The sequence below is a fragment of the Rhizobium arsenicireducens genome, assembly GCF_964021225.1.
Genome location: NZ_CAXHYK020000001.1, coordinates 187803 through 204186, shown reverse-complemented (window position 1 = coordinate 204186; position 16384 = coordinate 187803). Strand labels below are relative to the sequence as shown.

Sequence of the window (16384 nt, the reverse complement as noted above, 5' to 3'; positions counted from 1 at the left end):
CCGAGATGTTGGCACAGCCAGTGCGGCCACAGCTGCCGTCGAAGCACACAGGAACCCGCGCGAGCGCGACCTGCGCACGCTCGGCATCGATCGGGAAGGCTTTCTCAAGGTTCGCCTGTAAAGCTGAACGATAGTTCGCAATCAGAGAACGAGGCCGGCGCTCACGCCCGCTTTTTTTCAGGCGTTGGCTTCCGCCGCATGCCGCCGGCGCGCGGCAACCGGCGTGATGGCGAATTCCTTGCGGAACTTGCGGATAAAATGCGAGACATTCTCGAAGCCCGTCTCAAGCGCAATATCGATCAGCGGCTTGTCGGTGAACACCACAAGCCGGCGCGCATGTTCCAGGCGCAGACGGATATACATGGCGACCGGGGTCGCGCCGAACTCAGTGCGGAACAATCGCTCCAGTTGGCGCCGCGACAGACCAACCGCATCCGCGACATCATCGATCGAAACCACGTCCTCGATATGCTGTTCCATCATGATCAGCGCCATGTTGGTGCGCTTGTCGCGAACCGGCGTCGAGCCAAGCGGATTGCGGGTCTGCATCTCGCTTGCATCGCGCCGGCGGGTGATCTGCATGATCTCGAGCGCATTGCGCTCCGCCGCCTCACCGACATGACGACGGATCAGGAAGGTGGCGAGGTCCGCCACACTCGATCCGCCGGCACAGGTGATGCGGCCTTCGTCCTCAACGAAAAGACGCTTCGAGTTGGCGTCGATCGAAGGATAGCGCGAGCGGAAATCCACATAGTGCAGCCAGCTGACACAGGCGGTGCGACCATCCAGCAGGCCGGCCTCCGCCAGGATGAAACTACCAGTGCATACGCCAATGATCGGGACGCCGGCGGACGCCGCCTCATGCAGGAAGGCGATCGTCTCCCGGTCGATCGGCTCGGCGACATTGAGGCGCCCGCCAACCACCGCGATATAGTTGAACTGCTTCGGGTTTCCCAGGGGTGCCGTCGGCGCAACCTGAATGCCGCAGCTCGACGTGATGAAATTGCGCGTGCTGCCGAGAACGGCCCAGTCGCAATGGACCCGGCCGGACCTGTCCTCGACGTCGCTGCCGAGCCGCAGGGCATCGGCGAAAAGCGAGAACGCGCTGAGCGTGAAGTTGCGCGCCAGGATGAAACCGATGCGCAGTGCCGGTTGCCCCTTCTGTTCCCTTGCCTTGCTGGCGCTCGCCTGCGTCATGACTGCGTCGCGGCCTCAATCTTCACGGTCAATCGCAAATAGCAAAGACCGGTCCCAATAGCCACCGTTCTCGACATCAACCTCGAATGTCGACCGCCCGGCGCCTTGCAGGCAACCGGGCGGTCAGGAGATGTCGCACAGCCTTCGCGGGTCAACTTGCCTGCGCAACTGGACGAACCCGCTTTGCCATACGGGCGCGGATGGATTCCACGTCGGCCCGCGGCGTCGCAGCGAACAGCGTCTTGGTGTAGTCGTGCTTCGGGTCGGAGAAGACTTGCTCGCGCGTGCCGTATTCGACCGCCTCACCATAGTACATCACCATGACTTCATCCGCGATGTAGCGAACGACCGAGAGGTCATGGCTGATGAAAACGTAAGTGAGACCGAACTCTTCCTGCAGGTCCGACAGCAGGTTAAGCACCTGGGCCTGGACCGAAAGGTCGAGTGCGGAGACCGGTTCATCGAGCACCAGCAGCTTCGGGTTCAGCATCAGCGCGCGAGCAATGGCAATACGCTGTCGCTGGCCACCGGAAAACATGTGCGGATAGCGATTGTAGTGTTCCGGACCGAGCCCAACCTTGACCAGCATCTCGTTCGCGCGTTCACGGCGCTCGGCCGAACTCATCTTGGTATTGATCAAAAGCGGTTCGCCAAGCACGTCACCGATCTTCTGGCGTGGATTGAGCGAGCCGTAGGGGTTCTGGAAGACGATCTGCACCTTCTGGCGCATCTCGGCGGTCAGGTGTCCCGGACGTGTATCGACGACCTTGCCGTCGATCAACAGTTCACCGGCGGTCGGCGGATCGATGAAGGTCAGGATGCGGGCCAGGGTCGACTTGCCGCAACCGCTTTCACCGACGATCGCCAGCGTCTTGCCGGCATCGAGCTTGAAGGACACGCCTTTCACCGCATGAACCACCTTCTCCGGCTTCAGGAAGCCGGTGGGTACATGATAGTCACGCGTGATATTGCGGATTTCGAGCATGGGGACGGCATCGGTCATGCGTTTTCTCCTGCTGCCGCGCCCGCCATGAAGTCGGATACGGTGGTGAGGCGATCGCCCGTGGCATTCTCCGGCAAGGCGGAAAGCAAGGCCTTGGTATAGGCGTTCTTCGGGCTCTCGAAGAGCGAGAGCACGTCCGCCTCCTCCATCTTGCGGCCCTGATATTGGACGATGACGCGATCAGCGGTTTCAGCGACGACACCCATGTCGTGGGTGATCATGATAAGACCCATGCCGGTCTCGGCCTGCAGGTTCATCAGAAGGTCGAGGATCTGCTTCTGAATGGTCACGTCGAGCGCAGTGGTCGGCTCGTCGGCGATCAGAAGTTTCGGGTTGCAGGCGATCGCCATGGCGATCATCACGCGCTGGCACTGGCCGCCCGACATCTGGTGCGGAAAGTGATGAAGCCGCTCGGCCGGATCGGGAAGACCGACCAGCTTGAAAAGTTCGATCGCCCGTTCGCGACGGGCTCGCCTGCCGAGACCCATGTGGATGCGCAGCACTTCCTCGATCTGGAAGCCGACCGTGAAGCATGGATTGAGGCTCGCTACCGGCTCCTGGAAGATCATGGCAATGTCCTTGCCGATCAGCTTGCGCCGCTCGGCGGGCGCGATGCCCTGAATGTCGCGCCCCTGGAACAGCATCTTGTCGGCAGTGATCTTTGCTGTCCAAGGCAGAAGGCCCATGACGGCCAACATGGACACCGACTTGCCGGAGCCGGATTCGCCGACGATCGCCAAGACTTCGCCGGCTTCGACCGAGAGCGAGACCCCGTCGACGGCTCTGAACCAGCCGGAAGCCATCTCGAATTCGACGGTAAGGTTTTCGATTTCAAGAAGTGCCATGTCAGGACCTCTTCAGCTTGGGGTCGAGCGCATCACGCAGCCCGTCGCCCACCAGGTTGATGGCGAGAACGGTGATCAGGATGGCCAGGCCCGGGAAGGTCACCACCCACCAGGCGCGCAGGATGAACTCGCGCGCTTCGGCAAGCATCGTGCCCCACTCGGGAGCCGGAGGCTGCGCACCCATGCCGAGGAAGCCGAGAGCGGCCGCGTCGAGGATGGCGTTGGAAAACGACAGCGTCGCCTGGACAATCAGCGGCGCCATGCAGTTTGGCAAGATGGTGCGGAACATCAGACGGATCGGACCTGCACCGGCAAGCCGCGCGGCGGTAACGTAGTCGCGGCTCTTTTCGGTCATCACCGCGGCACGCGTCAGGCGCACGAAATGCGGCTGCAAAACCAGCGCGATGGCGATCATGCCATTGGTGAGGCCGGGGCCTAGAATGGCGACCAGCACCAGCGCCAGGAGCAGCGACGGGAAGGCCAGGATAATGTCCATCAGGCGCATGATGACGGTATCGATCCAGCCGCGATAGTAGCCGGCGATCACGCCGATCAGGATGCCGGTGGTCAGCGACAGGGTCGTGACAAACACGCCGATGAACAGCGAATACTGCGCGCCGTAGATCAGGCGCGAGAGAATGTCGCGGCCGACCGGATCAGTGCCGAGCAGGAAGGACATATTGCCGCCTTCAAGCCAAGCCGGCGGCAAGAGGGTCGCGTCCCGATATTGCTGGAACGGCGAATGCGGCGCGACCAGCGGCGCAAAGATCGCGATCAGCACGATAGCGATGAAGACGAAGAGCCCGATCACCGCACCGCGGTTTTCGGAGAAGTAGAACCAGAATTCGGCCAGCATCTGGCGGCGTAGCGCCGCTGTGGAAACCGGTTGAGTGGTGGCGGTATCGGCCATGGGATTTGCTCCTTCTAGTGGCGGATGCGCGGGTTGATCAGGCCATAGAGCAGATCAACGATGAGATTGACGACCATAATGATGCCGGCGATCAGCAGAAGACCGCCCTGGATCACCGGATAGTCGCGACGGAAGACACTATCGACCATCCACTTGCCAATGCCCGGCCAGGAGAAGATCGTCTCGGTGAGAATAGCGCCAGCGAGCATGACGCCGATCTGCAGGCCGATCGTGGTGATGACCGGAATCAAGGCGTTGCGCAGCGCATGGAGACCGACGACACGCAAGGGCGACAGGCCCTTGGCGCGGGCCGTGCGGATATAGTCTTCCGACAGGACTTCCAGCATGGCCGAACGCGTCTGGCGGGCGATGACGGCGAGCGGGATGGTGGCAAGCACGATAGACGGCAGGGCCAGATGGCTGAGCGCCGACATGAAGGCGCCCTTCTGGCCCGATAGCAGCGAATCGATCAGCATGAAGCCGGTGACCGGCGGGAAGTAGTACATCAATGAGATGCGGCCCGACACCGGCGTCCACTGCAGGATGCCGGAGAACAGGATCATCAGCAGCAGGCCCCACCAGAAGATCGGCATGGAATAGCCGACCAGAGCGACGCCCATGACCGACTGGTCGAAGAAGGAGCCACGCTTGATCGCCGCTACGACGCCGGCCGGAACGCCGAGCGCGATGGCGATCAGGATGGCGCAAAGAGATAACTCCACTGTCGCCGGGAAAAGCGCCAGGAACTGATCGAGAATCGGTGACTTTGAAACGATCGAAGTGCCGAAGTCACCGGTCAGGACGCCACCCAGATAGTCGAAATATTGTATGACGATCGGGCGGTCGAGGCCGAGATTGGCACTGATCTCGGCATGGCGCTCGGGCGACATGACGCGCTCGCCGGACAGCAGCGCAACCGGATCGCCCGGCAGAAGCCGGATGAAGGCGAAGGCGATGACGGAAACCCCGATGAAGGTCGGGATCAGAACGGCAATCCGCCGCAAGAGAAAGCCAAACATAATGGACCTGCTGTTGTTCTTCTTGGAGGTCTGTGGTCGCGCGCAAAGCGGCGAACTTCTGTTCCCGGCGGTCATAGTGGCCGGAAGCCTGCGTAGCAGCCGCTTTTCGGCTGTTCCTAATGCAATCGCCGCGGGACAGGCAAGCTGTCCCGCGGCAAAATCTTTCGCGATCAACCGTTACTCGGCGATATCCACGTTTTCGAAGGTGAAGTCGCCAAGCGGGCTCTGAACGAAGCCCGAGACTTCCTTGCGCATCGGAACGACGGACAGGGAGTGGTCGATGGTGGCCCAAGGAGCTTCGCGCTTGAAGACCAACTGGGCTTCTTCGTAGAGTTTGGTGCGCTCTGCCTGGTCGGACGTGACCTTGGCCTTCTTCACCAGTGTGTTGAACTCCTCGTTGCACCACTGGGCGCGATTGTTGCCGCCGACGGCGTCGCAGCCGAGCAACGTGTCGAGGAAGTTATCCGGGTCGCCATTGTCGCCGGTCCAGCCGAGCATGACGGCGCCGTCACGATCCTTGGCCTTCGAGCGGTCGAGATACTCGGCCCACTCGTAGGAGACGATTTCGACCTTGACGCCGACCTTGGCGAAGTCGTCCTGCATGATTTCGGCCGCGCGGCGGGCGTTCAGCATGTAGGGACGCGAAACCGGCATGGCCCAGATCTTCATCGACAGGTCGGTAACGCCGGCTGCTTCGAGTTCCTTCTTGGCAGCGTCGAGGTCGTAGGCGTCGTCCTCAGTCGCTTCGTTGTAGGACCACATCGTCGGCGGGATCGGGTTCTTGGCAGGCGTCGCCATTCCCTGGAAGACGGCATCGACGATCGCTTCCTTGTTGATCGCCTTGTTCAGGGCTTTACGGACTTCCGGCTTATCGAAGGGGGCCATCGTCGTGTTGTAGGCGAGATAGGCGACGTTCAGACCTTCCTGTTCCATGACTGTCAGCGCCGGGTCGGACTTCATCGTATCGACGTCAGCGGCGTTCGGGAACGGCATCAGGTGGCATTCGCCGGCCTTGAGCTTCTGATAGCGAACGGCGGCATCCGTGGTGATGGCGAAGACGAGATCGTCGATCTTCGGCTCGCCGCCCCAATAGTCGGCGTTCTTCTTGTAGCGGATGACCGCGTCCTGCTGGTAGCCGACGAAGGAGAACGGACCGGTGCCGACCGGCATCTGGTTCAACTGTTCCTTTTTGCCATCGGCTTCGAGCTTGTCGGCATATTCCTTCGACGCGATCGAGGCGAAGGGCATTGCCAGATTGGCGAGGAACGGCGCTTCGGGACGGTTCAGAGTAATCTTGACGGTGAGGTCATCGACCTTTTCGATCGACTTGATCAGTTCCGGGAAGCCCATGCCGGCGGCATATTCCCACGAGGTACCGGCCACATACTGGTTCCACGGATGGTCAGATTTGATCTGGCGCTCGAGCGAGAAAATGACGTCGTCTGCGTTCATCTCGCGGCTCGGCGTGAAGAACTCGGTGGTGTGGAACTTGACGCCCGCACGCAGCTTGAAGGTGTACTCGGTGCCGTCGGCATTGACTTCATAGCTTTCGGCCAGACCGGCTTCCGCTTCGGTCGTGCCCGGCTTGAATTCCATCAGGCGGCTGTAGATCGGGTGTGCCGAGGCATCGAACGTGGTGCCGGCGGTATACATACCCGGGTCGAAGCCTTCCGGCGAACCTTCCGAGCAATAGACGAAGGTCTTGGCGCTTGCGGCGCTGGAAAGGAAGGTGGCCGCGAGCAAGGCAGCTGCGGCAAAACCGAATTTGTACTTCATAACATTCTCCCCTTTGCGTTTATCGGCCGGGCCGACACGCTGGTTTCGATCGTGAATGGCGCGCCCCATATCGCGCCATGTTTTTGCCCGTGGCATAAGCCACGAAAGCCGGAGCCGTCCGAACCGAGCCACAAAAGGCCATCCGAAGCGCTTGCGCTCCTTCGCCCAAGGGCCTTGTCCGGTGACACACTCCTTTCGTCTTATCCGTTGTTGCACGCTTGTAAAGAGAGATTCTGCCGCATTTCCGCTGCATCTTAGCCAAGTTTTTGTTATCCCGGCGATTCTTTAGAGGCTTCGCATCGCACAAACGCCGACCGGAAACGAAACGGAATCGAAACTTTTCGATATGCGGACAGCGCACAGCGACGGCGCGACCGCCCTATTCCGCCGCCGCCCCAGGCCAGCAAAACGCATCGCGCGTCCACGCCGAGGTCGGTGTGCGTTTGGCGCGGCTCCGCTGCTCGAACCTGCGATAGGGACGCCGGGGCGAAGGGATCGCCAGCCCTAAACGTCCGGCATCACATGTGGTCACGTCAGCTGGTTTTCCACCGGGACAATCAGCCTTGAGGGATTGCGAAAGACGCAGTCCCTCACCCGGCAATGCTTATCGACAGCTATCAGAAACGATCGCCGGCTCAGCCGTGATCCGGGTTCTCAACGATCATGGCAATGCCCTGGCCGCCGCCGATGCACATAGTGGCGAGGCCAAAACGACCGCCGGTACGCTTGAGTTCGTAAATGGTCTTGATGAGGATGATCGCGCCAGACGCGCCGACGGGGTGGCCAAGCGCGATCGCACCGCCGTTGGGATTGACTTTTTCCGCCGCAAAACCGAGCTCCGCCGATACGGCGCAGGCCTGGACCGCGAAAGCCTCGTTCGATTCGATGACGTCGAGATCCGAAGCCTCCAAGCCCGCGCGCGACAGCGCCTGCTTGACCGCCGGAACCGGGCCAAGGCCCATCACTTCAGGCGCCACGCCGCCAAGGCCATAGGCGACGATGCGGGCAAGCGGGGTGACGCCTCGCGCTACAGCAACGCCCTCTTCCATCAGCACGACGGCAGCGCCCGCATCGTTGAGACCGCTGGCGTTGCCGGCCGTAACCGTGCCCTCCTTGCGGAAGGCGGGACGGAGCTTCGCCAGATCCTCGAGCGTCACATCGGCGCGGACATGCTCGTCGGTATCGAAGACGAATTCCTTGCGACCCTGCTTGACGGTGAGCGGCAGGATCTGCTCGGCGAAGCGGCCCTCAGCAATGGCGCGGGCCGCACGCTTGTGCGATTCTAGCGCGAAGGCATCCTGGGCGGCGCGGTCGATACCGGTGCGCTCGGAAATATTCTCGGCGGTGATCCCCATATGGCCGTTGCCGAACGGATCGGTGAGAGCCCCGATCATCATGTCGATGGCCAGCGTATCGCCCATCTTCTGACCGTGACGGGCCTGGGTGAGCAGATGGCCGGCCCGGCTCATGCTTTCCGCACCGCCGGCCAGCGTAATGTCGGCATTGCCGAGCATGATCTGCTCGGCGGCGGTAACGATCGCCTGCAGGCCGGAGCCGCAAAGGCGGTTGAGCGTCATTGCCGGCGCGGTTTCCGGCACACCGGCCCGGATTGCCGCAACGCGGGAAATATACATGTCTTCGGGTGCGGTATGGATAACATGGCCGAACACCGTCTGATCGATATCGGAAGCCGAGATGCCCGCCCGCGCGATCGCCTCGCGGGCGACGCTGGCGCCGAGGTCGCAAGGCGAGATCCCGGCAAGAGACCCGCCGAAGTCGCCGATGGCGGTGCGGACGCCCGAAGCGATGACAACTGTTCTGCTCATGAAACGATCCTTCTCCCGACGCCCGCTTGCCGGACGGCCAAATGGTTCCGCGGCGATCCGCTTCTGGAATGCGCCGTGCCTATAGAAGGCCTACAGCCTGCACCTACCGGACGGCAAGCCCCCAAGCCTTGCCATGTGCCTCGATTATCCCTTGGCCTTGATTTGGGCGACAGGGAAAACAAGTTACCCCAAGGCACACTGCTCAAAGCGGGCGCGCGTCAAAAATCAATTGGTATGATGGCCCTCCTGCGGGGAAACGTCCGCAACCAGTTCCAGCATGAGTTTCTGCGCATTGGTCGGCCGCCATTTTTCCCGAAACGTCAAGCCGATTGGACGAATGAGGTGGTCCGTCGGATAAGACAACGGGGCAAGCAGCCCATGATCGCATTCGCGTTGCGATTGATGGCGGGAGAGGCAGCCGAGATGGTCGCTCTCGTTCAGAAGCTCGCGCATCAGGAGCAGCGATCCGGATTCGATCAGCCGGTCGGGCGGATTTCGGCCGGCGCCGGTGAAAAGCGTCTCGAACCGGTCCCGGGTCGGCGTGCCACGGCGGGGAACGACCCATGGGAAGGCGAGCAGGTCATTGACCTTCAGGCCGGATCGGCCCGCCAATGGGTGTCCTGGCCGCGCCAGAAGGGCCAGACGGTCGTCGAACAGCCGCTGTTGCACGACGTCGCCGATCGGCGCTGGTTTGCGCAGCGCCCCGACGAGGAAATCGATCGCCCCGCGACGAAGCGCGCCAAGCAGTTCGTCATAGGGACCGTCATAGATCCGCACCGGATAGGTTGGCCGCTCGGCGCGGAAGCGGGCGAGCGCCTGCGGCAGAATGCCGGAGCGGGCGAGTGGCATGGCGCCGATGACGATCTCGCCCGCCTCGCCCCCGTTGAATTCCGCCAGTTCGGTATCTGCCTGGTCGAATTCGTAGATCGCCAGACGCGCGGCCTGGGCCAGCGCCCGGCAGAGGCGCGTCGGCAGGATCCCGAAGGACGTCCGTTCGAACAGGCTGCGGGCGGCCTCCTGCTCGATCTGGGTTATGGCGCGGTGGACGGTCGGCTGCGCCAGACCGAGGCGGCGGGCGGCCAGCGTGAAATTTTCGCTTTCGCTGACGGCAATCAGCGCCTGAAGTTGGGCATGGCTCAAAGACATGCGCAAGCGCGGCGAAACATCACCAAGCACCGGATCGAGCAGACCGAAGGCGCTTTCCACGCGCCGGAGCAAAACCTCTCCGCGCGGCGTGAGGAAAAAGCCATGCCGGCTGCGCTCGAACAAAGCGCCGCCCGTTTCCCGTTCCAGCTTGTTGACGGCCTGGGTCACGGCGGGCTGGGAAATGTGCCATTGTTCCGCAGCCTGCGTTAGCGACCTGAGATCCGCCACCGCCGCAAACAGGCGCAGATGCCTAAGGTTGCGGGAAATCATAGCTTGGACAACACGGCGTCGGCGCGCTTCGCCAGATCGTCCTCGCCGGGATCGATCTCCAGCGACGCCAGACGACGCTGCCATTCCACCGTACCGCGGCTCATCCAGTCTGGCAGACTGAAAGCGCGGAGCGTAACGCACACTTCCTCCACCTCGGCTGCCCGCCGCGCGCCATGGACTAGCATCCGCTCCATGTTGTAGGCGCCACGCGCCCGCCAGTCGATGCCGGAATCGGAGGCCTGCAGCGAGGCGAGCACGGCTTCCTCGACTCCTGCCCTCCGCGCGGCCAGAAGGCATTCCGTCGTCAAGGCCTCCAGCCCCTTGATCATCACGGAACGGAGCATTTTGACGCTTGATGCGTCACCCACCCGTTCACCAGCCAGCCTCGGGCGCATACCGAGGCGCTCGATGCAGGCTGCAGCGCTGGCCGCATGGGGGCCGGCGAGCAGCAGCGGCACCTCATGACGTTTGGGATAGACCGGCGCCATGATGGCGACATCGACATAGCGCCCGCCCGCCGCCTCAATCACCTCGGCCGCCTTTTGCTTGGTCTGCGGCGCGCAGGAGTTTCCATCAAGCCAAAGTGTGCCCGGTGCAAGGTGGGAGGCGCATGCGCGGGCCGCCTCAAGCGCCTGATCGGCCGTCACCAGGCTGAAGACCAGACCAGCCTTCTCAAGTGCCGCTACAGGCTCTGCCTGCGGCTCGATACTCGCATCCGCGCATCGCTCCAGAACCAGCCCCGCGGTCGCAGCGTCTTGAAGCTTGATATCATAAGCTCTGGCCGTTCCGCGCTCCGGTCGCATCCAGCTCGAGGCCAGAGCATGGCCGGCCTCGCCGAAGCCGATAAAAGCAATATCGGGAAATTCACCCGCAATCTCAGTCATCTCTTTACACTCTCCCATTGCCGCAGACTCTGGCAAAAATCGCGCACCATTTCCAGAGCCTATAGCAATAACTTATGGGCGGCGGCGGCCTTTCGATTTGATCTCCGGCCAGCGTGGCGTCATGCCTAGAGCAACCGGAAATTGGGGAGGCACCTATATGTCCAAGGAAGATGCGGCGGCCAAGACCGCTTTGGTAATCAGCGCCCATGCGGCGGATTTCGTCTGGCGTTGCGGCGGCGCGATCGCGCTACATGCCGCACTCGGGTACAATGTCACTGTCGTTTGCCTCTCCTTCGGCGAGCGTGGCGAAAGCGCCAAGCTGTGGAAGGACCCCGGCATGACGCTCGACCGCGTCAAGGCCGCCCGTCGCGCAGAATCGGAACGCGCCGCGGAAGCCCTCGGTGTACATGACCTGGTCTCGATGGACCTGGGCGACTATCCTCTGGAGCTCAGCCGCGACAATAAGAACGATCTCGTCGACATCATCCGCAAGGTACAGCCGCGCTTCATGCTATCGCATTCGCAATACGATCCCTACAATACCGACCACATGTATGCCACCCAGGTGGCCCTGGAGTGCCGCATGATCGCCCAGGCCTGGGGCCACAATCCGGGAGAAAAGGTGCTCGGCGCACCGCAACTCTACCTGTTCGAGCCGCATCAGACCGAGCAGATGGGCTGGAAGCCCGACACCTTCCTCGACATCACGCCGGTATGGGAGAAAAAGCGCGCAGCGATCGAGTGCATGGAGGGCCAAGAACATCTGTGGGAATACTACACCCACGTCGCCATCAACCGCGCCAACCACTTCACCCGCAATTCCGGCGGCCAGGCCGGTGGGCGGGCCTGCAAATATGCGGAAGGCTTCCAGTCGATCTTCCCGCGCACCGTCGACGAACTGTAAGGGAAAGCGAACCATGGAACCCTGCTTCGACATCGCCCATCTTGCCCATGTGGAGATGTATACTGACAAGTTCGTGGAGAGCCTCGACTTCTTCACGCGCGTCTACGGCCTGAAGCTTTCGGGCCAGGACGAAACCTCGGCCTATCTCAGGGCCTGGGACGATTATGAGTTCTGCTCGCTGAAGCTGACGAAATCCCACACGACTGGTGTCGGCCACATCGCCTACCGCGCCTCCAGCCCGCAAGCGCTGGAGCGGCGCGTCAAGGCGATCGAAGCCTCGGGATACAAGGTGCATGGCTGGATCGCCGGCGATCTCAGCCATGGGCCCGCCTTCCGCTTCGAGGATCCTTTCGGCCATATCTTCGAGATCTACTGGGACACGGTGAAGTTCCAGGCGACCGGCACCGACGTGCCGGCGCTGAAGAACACCGCTTCCGCCTTTACCGGGGCGGCCCCGCGCCGCCTCGACCACCTGAACCTCTTGTCCTCCGACGTCTCCGAATTCCGCCGCTTCATGGAGACCTGCCTGGGCAGCCGCGTGACCGAGATGATCCAGCTCGACAACGGTCGGATCGGCGGATGTTGGTTCACCATCAACAACAAGACCTATGACCTTGCGTGCACAGAAGAACACGGCGGCGGCGTTGGGCGCCTGCACCACGTCACCTACGCCACCGACCAGCGCGAGGACATTCTGCGGGCCGCGGACATCTTCCTGCAGAACGGCGTGCATATCGAAACCGGGCCGCACAAGCACGCCGTCCAGGGCACCTTCTTCCTCTATGTGTGGGAACCGGCCGGGAACCGCGTCGAGCTTGCCAATTCCGGAGCCCGTCTCATCCTCCAGCCGGACTGGGAACCGGTGATCTGGACCGAAACCGACCGGAAGAAAGGCCAGGCCTGGGGCCTGAAGACGATCGACACCTTCCACACCCACGGCACCCCGCCGGTCAAGAAGGAGCACTGACATGGCCGTCGTCGTACAAAACGTCGAGCGGGCCGATCCGGCCATAATCGACGGCCTTGCGCGGGCGGGCGTCGCAACCGTGCACGAGGCCCAGGGGCGCAAGGGCATGCTGGCAAGCTACATGCGCCCGATCTACGCGGGCGCCCAGATCGCCGGCTCGGCCGTGACCATCTCGGCACCGCCCGGCGACAACTGGATGGTGCACGTCGCAATAGAACAGTTGAAGGCCGGGGACATCCTGGTGCTGGCCCCGACCTCTCCATGCGACAACGGCTATTTCGGCGACCTGTTGGCGACCTCGGCCCAGTCCCGCGGTTGCCGCGGGCTCATAATAGACGCCGGCGTGCGCGACATCCGAGATCTGACCGCCATGCAGTTCCCGGTCTGGTCGAAGGCGATTTCGGCGCAAGGAACGGTCAAGGAAACGCTCGGCTCGGTGAACGTGCCCGTGGTCTGCGCCGGGGCAGCGATCGAGGCGGGCGACGTGATCGTCGCCGACGACGACGGCGTGGTTGTGGTCAGGCGCGCGGAAGCGGCAAGCGTGCTCGACGCCGCCAACAAGCGCCTTGCCGCCGAGGAAGCGAAGCGCAAGCGGCTGGCCGCCGGCGAACTCGGGCTCGACATCTATGCCATGCGCGAGCGCTTGGCCGAGAAGGGGCTGGAATATGTCTGAGGACTATGCCGACGGCATTCCCTGCCTGTGGATGCGCGGCGGCACGTCCAAGGGCGCGGTCTTTCTCGCCTCCGACCTGCCTTCCGATCCGCAAGAGCGCGACTCGCTTTTGCTTCGCGTCATGGGATCGCCCGACGCCCGCCAGATCGACGGCATCGGCGGCGGCGATCCACTGACGTCCAAGGCGGCGATCCTGTCGCCCTCCTCCCGGCCCGACGCCGATGTCGACTATCTCTTCCTGCAGGTCTTCGTCGACCAGGCAATCGTTTCCGATGCGCAGGGCTGCGGCAATATCCTGGCCGCCGTCGGCCCCGCGGCCATCGAGCGGGGCCTGGTCAAGCCGCAAGTCGGCACCACGCCGGTGCGCATCCACATGCTCAACACCGGAGAAGTGTCTCTCGCCCAGATTGCCACGCCGGACGGCCGCGTCACCTATCGCGGTGATGCAAGGATCGACGGCGTTCCGGGAAGCCACGCACCTGTGCCGCTGTTCTTCCAGAACACCGAGGGCTCGATGTGCGGCGCGCTTCTGCCGACCGGCCGAGCCCGCGATGTGATCGACGGTATCGACTGCACCTTGATCGACAACGGCATGCCGATCGTCATCCTGCGCGCCGCCGATTTCGGCCTGACCGGCGACGAAAGCCGGGAAGCTCTGGATGCCGACAACGCGCTCAAGGCACGACTCGAGGCGATCCGTCTTCAAGCCGGGCCACTGATGAAGCTTGGCGACGTGAGAGAAAGTTCCGTGCCCAAGATGACCCTGGTCTCTGCGGCGCGCAATGGCGGGACGATTGGCACCCGCAGCTTCATTCCGCATCGCTGCCACGCCTCCATCGGCGTCTTTGCAGCTGTCAGCGTCGCGACAGCCTGCACGCTGGACGGCTCGGTCGCCGCGGAGATGGTGCAAAACCCAGCCGACGGACGCTTTCTCATCGAGCACCCGACAGGGTCCGCCGAGGTTCTGGTCGAGCGAAACAAGGCCGGAGACATTACCGGCATCGGCACCTTGCGGACCGCCCGAAAACTGTTCGACGGAAAGGTCTTCCCGGCACCTCTGCCGGTAGCGATGTAAACACATGCCCCAGACCGGCTGATGCCAGCCCGGCTCTGGCGAACACGGAGCCATCAGCGCTCCAAGCCGCCTTCACGTACACTCCGTCTCATCCGCCGCCGCTGCAGCAGGCTCCCCCGCCTTCCTTCGCGCAGATTTGACACATCGCGCGTGCACTTCACGCGCAACAGCCGTAGTGTGCAAAGGGATACGCGGCAAGGCAAGTTCAAACCGCTGAGAATACTTGATTTTTTGCCGGATAGCCGCTGCTGGCCAGAGATGGCATGGCGCTTGCAAAACAAGCCATGAACCAGCGGACAGACAACAATGCCGCGGCTCTTCTCGAACAAGGAGACATATAATGGGGAACTTTCAGCGCCTACTTCTCGCCACCGCGGTCGCGGCATTCCTGCCTTCCGCAGGGCTACAGGCCTCGGATATTCGTGTCGGCTTCACCACAGATGCCCTGACGCTCGATCCGGCCAATCACCGCAATCGCGATACCGAAACCATCATCCGCAATCTCTATGACGGGATCCTGACCCGCGACGGCGACATGAAGATCGTCCCGGAAATCGCAGAATCCTGGACGCAGACCTCGCCAACCACTTTCGAATTCGTCATCCGCAAAGGCATCAAATTTCACGACGGCTCCGAACTGACGGCCGAGGACGTCAAGTTCACACTCGACCGCCTGACCGTCGAAGGCGCGATGGGCGACGGCCAGACCAGCCCGCGCAAGAGCCTGCTCGGACCGCTGCAATCCGTCGCCGTCGATGGCGACAAGTTGACCGTCACGCTCAGCGAACCGTGGCCGATCCTGCCGGCGATGCTGCCGGTGCAGGAAGTCGTCTCCAAGGCCTTTGTCGAGAAGGTAGGCTCCGCCGGCCTCGCGACGCAGGTAAACGGCACCGGCCCCTTCAAACTGGTCGAATGGCGCAAGGGTGACTCCATCATTATGGAGCGCTTCGACGACTATTACGGCGGATCGCCGGATATCGCTCCTGTCGGCAAGGCCTGCGTCGACCGCGCCATCTTCAAGGTCATTCCGGAAACCGCCTCCCGCGTCGCCGCACTGCTGTCGGGTGACGTCGACATCATCAACGAACTGCCGCCCTTCTCCATCGCCCAGGTCGAGAGCAATCCGAACACGGCGGTCATGACGGTCAACGGCACGCGCAGCTTCTTCATCGCTCTCAACAACAAGGGCGAGATTTTTGACGACATCAAGGTGCGTCAGGCCGTAACCCTCGCGCTCGACAAGAAACTGATCATCGACCGCATCCTTGCCGGCAAGGCCGTTTCCATCGAAGGCATTCTGAGCCCGGCGGCCTTTGGCGCATCCGAACTGCCAGCAGCCGGATACGATCCGGAAAAGGCCAAGGCGCTGCTGGCCGAAGCCGGATATCCCGACGGCATCGACGTCGTCATAGACACCGAGGGCGCATTCAAGGACACCGTCGAAGCGATCGCCTCGGTGCTGGCGAAAAGCGGTATCCGGGCCAAAGTGGAAGTCAGCGAAAATGCGCTCCTGAAGGCAAAGTGGGATCCGAAGAGCGAGACGCCGGCCGGCCACATGTACTTCAGTTCCTGGGGCAACGGTTCGCTTGATCCTTATGACATCTTCGTGCCGACACACCGCAGCGGCGATCGTGGCAATTCCGCCTACTACGCCAACCCGGAGCTCGACAAGTTGCTGGACCAGGCCTCCGTCGAGCTTGACGCGGCCAAGCGCGCCGACCTCTACAAGCAGGCCGAGACCATCATCAACACTGATGTGCCTTACGTCTATCTCTGGGTTCCCCAGGATATCTACGGCGTTTCCAAGAGGGTGAAGGGCTGGAAGCCGAGCGCCGACAGCCGCATCAATCTTCACGACACCTGCGTCGAATAAAACGGGACAAGAGCAC

Annotated in this window: 14 protein-coding genes; 5 read left to right on the top strand and 9 right to left on the bottom strand. The window is 62.4% G+C overall.

Annotated features, from left to right (window positions below):
- Nucleotides 1-177: 177 nt before the first annotated feature.
- From ACWPVA_RS00995 to ACWPVA_RS00955, 9 genes are all read right to left on the bottom strand, one after another.
- A complete protein-coding gene (locus tag ACWPVA_RS00995; protein ID WP_454285892.1) occupies nucleotides 178-1197 on the bottom strand; it encodes a GlxA family transcriptional regulator in 1020 nt (339 codons plus the stop codon).
- A gap of 151 nt (nucleotides 1198-1348) precedes the next feature.
- Nucleotides 1349-2200, bottom strand: coding sequence for a dipeptide ABC transporter ATP-binding protein (locus ACWPVA_RS00990; RefSeq protein ID WP_454285891.1), 852 nt, complete (start codon nucleotides 2198-2200; stop codon nucleotides 1349-1351).
- On the bottom strand, nucleotides 2197-3045 hold the full coding sequence (locus ACWPVA_RS00985) for an ABC transporter ATP-binding protein (protein WP_454285890.1): 849 nt from the start codon (nucleotides 3043-3045) through the stop codon (nucleotides 2197-2199). Before ACWPVA_RS00985 ends, ACWPVA_RS00990 begins: the two co-directional genes overlap by 4 nt.
- A 1-nt stretch (nucleotide 3046) precedes the next feature.
- Complete coding sequence (locus ACWPVA_RS00980; protein WP_454285889.1) at nucleotides 3047-3955, bottom strand: ABC transporter permease subunit; 909 nt, start codon at nucleotides 3953-3955, stop codon at nucleotides 3047-3049.
- Between the two features lie 14 nt (nucleotides 3956-3969).
- Nucleotides 3970-4974 (bottom strand): ABC transporter permease subunit, encoded by a 1005-nt coding sequence (locus ACWPVA_RS00975; protein WP_454285888.1) that lies wholly within the window; start codon nucleotides 4972-4974, stop codon nucleotides 3970-3972.
- A gap of 177 nt (nucleotides 4975-5151) precedes the next feature.
- Nucleotides 5152-6750: an ABC transporter substrate-binding protein gene (locus tag ACWPVA_RS00970; protein WP_454285887.1), complete on the bottom strand. Its 1599-nt coding sequence runs from the start codon at nucleotides 6748-6750 to the stop codon at nucleotides 5152-5154.
- 635 nt (nucleotides 6751-7385) lie between these two features.
- Entirely contained in the window at nucleotides 7386-8576 is a 1191-nt protein-coding gene (bktB, locus tag ACWPVA_RS00965) for a beta-ketothiolase BktB (RefSeq protein ID WP_454285886.1), read from the bottom strand.
- Between the two features lie 225 nt (nucleotides 8577-8801).
- Nucleotides 8802-9992: a LysR family transcriptional regulator gene (locus tag ACWPVA_RS00960; RefSeq protein ID WP_454285885.1), complete on the bottom strand. Its 1191-nt coding sequence runs from the start codon at nucleotides 9990-9992 to the stop codon at nucleotides 8802-8804.
- On the bottom strand, nucleotides 9989-10876 hold the full coding sequence (locus ACWPVA_RS00955) for a DUF1932 domain-containing protein (RefSeq protein WP_454285884.1): 888 nt from the start codon (nucleotides 10874-10876) through the stop codon (nucleotides 9989-9991). The genes ACWPVA_RS00960 and ACWPVA_RS00955 overlap by 4 nt, the downstream gene beginning before the upstream one ends.
- A 157-nt stretch (nucleotides 10877-11033) precedes the next feature.
- On the opposite strand from ACWPVA_RS00955, the gene ACWPVA_RS00950 reads away from it, so the two are divergent.
- From ACWPVA_RS00950 to ACWPVA_RS00930, 5 genes are all read left to right on the top strand, one after another.
- Nucleotides 11034-11780, top strand: coding sequence for a PIG-L deacetylase family protein (locus ACWPVA_RS00950; RefSeq protein ID WP_454285883.1), 747 nt, complete (start codon nucleotides 11034-11036; stop codon nucleotides 11778-11780).
- A gap of 13 nt (nucleotides 11781-11793) precedes the next feature.
- Nucleotides 11794-12747, top strand: coding sequence for a VOC family protein (locus ACWPVA_RS00945; protein ID WP_454285882.1), 954 nt, complete (start codon nucleotides 11794-11796; stop codon nucleotides 12745-12747).
- Nucleotide 12748: 1 nt separating this feature from the next.
- Nucleotides 12749-13420: a 4-carboxy-4-hydroxy-2-oxoadipate aldolase/oxaloacetate decarboxylase gene (locus ACWPVA_RS00940; protein ID WP_454285881.1), complete on the top strand. Its 672-nt coding sequence runs from the start codon at nucleotides 12749-12751 to the stop codon at nucleotides 13418-13420.
- On the top strand, nucleotides 13413-14495 hold the full coding sequence (locus ACWPVA_RS00935) for a 4-oxalomesaconate tautomerase (RefSeq protein ID WP_454285880.1): 1083 nt from the start codon (nucleotides 13413-13415) through the stop codon (nucleotides 14493-14495). The genes ACWPVA_RS00940 and ACWPVA_RS00935 overlap by 8 nt, the downstream gene beginning before the upstream one ends.
- 340 nt (nucleotides 14496-14835) lie before the next feature.
- The gene (locus ACWPVA_RS00930; RefSeq protein ID WP_454285879.1) at nucleotides 14836-16368 is read left to right on the top strand and encodes an ABC transporter substrate-binding protein; all 1533 of its coding nucleotides are present in this window, start codon (nucleotides 14836-14838) and stop codon (nucleotides 16366-16368) included.
- Nucleotides 16369-16384: the final 16 nt, after the last annotated feature.

Bases quoted from the DNA above. Each gene is read 5' to 3' on its own strand.
- ACWPVA_RS00995 (WP_454285892.1), bottom strand. From the start codon at position 1,197: ATGACGCAGGCGAGCGCCAGCAAGGCAAGGGAACAGAAGGGGCAACCG.
- ACWPVA_RS00990 (WP_454285891.1), bottom strand. From the start codon at position 2,200: ATGACCGATGCCGTCCCCATGCTCGAAATCCGCAATATCACGCGTGAC.
- ACWPVA_RS00985 (WP_454285890.1), bottom strand. From the start codon at position 3,045: ATGGCACTTCTTGAAATCGAAAACCTTACCGTCGAATTCGAGATGGCT.
- ACWPVA_RS00980 (WP_454285889.1), bottom strand. From the start codon at position 3,955: ATGGCCGATACCGCCACCACTCAACCGGTTTCCACAGCGGCGCTACGC.
- ACWPVA_RS00975 (WP_454285888.1), bottom strand. From the start codon at position 4,974: ATGTTTGGCTTTCTCTTGCGGCGGATTGCCGTTCTGATCCCGACCTTC.
- ACWPVA_RS00970 (WP_454285887.1), bottom strand. From the start codon at position 6,750: ATGAAGTACAAATTCGGTTTTGCCGCAGCTGCCTTGCTCGCGGCCACC.
- bktB (WP_454285886.1), bottom strand. From the start codon at position 8,576: ATGAGCAGAACAGTTGTCATCGCTTCGGGCGTCCGCACCGCCATCGGC.
- ACWPVA_RS00960 (WP_454285885.1), bottom strand. From the start codon at position 9,992: ATGATTTCCCGCAACCTTAGGCATCTGCGCCTGTTTGCGGCGGTGGCG.
- ACWPVA_RS00955 (WP_454285884.1), bottom strand. From the start codon at position 10,876: ATGACTGAGATTGCGGGTGAATTTCCCGATATTGCTTTTATCGGCTTC.
- ACWPVA_RS00950 (WP_454285883.1), top strand. From the start codon at position 11,034: ATGTCCAAGGAAGATGCGGCGGCCAAGACCGCTTTGGTAATCAGCGCC.
- ACWPVA_RS00945 (WP_454285882.1), top strand. From the start codon at position 11,794: ATGGAACCCTGCTTCGACATCGCCCATCTTGCCCATGTGGAGATGTAT.
- ACWPVA_RS00940 (WP_454285881.1), top strand. From the start codon at position 12,749: ATGGCCGTCGTCGTACAAAACGTCGAGCGGGCCGATCCGGCCATAATC.
- ACWPVA_RS00935 (WP_454285880.1), top strand. From the start codon at position 13,413: ATGTCTGAGGACTATGCCGACGGCATTCCCTGCCTGTGGATGCGCGGC.
- ACWPVA_RS00930 (WP_454285879.1), top strand. From the start codon at position 14,836: ATGGGGAACTTTCAGCGCCTACTTCTCGCCACCGCGGTCGCGGCATTC.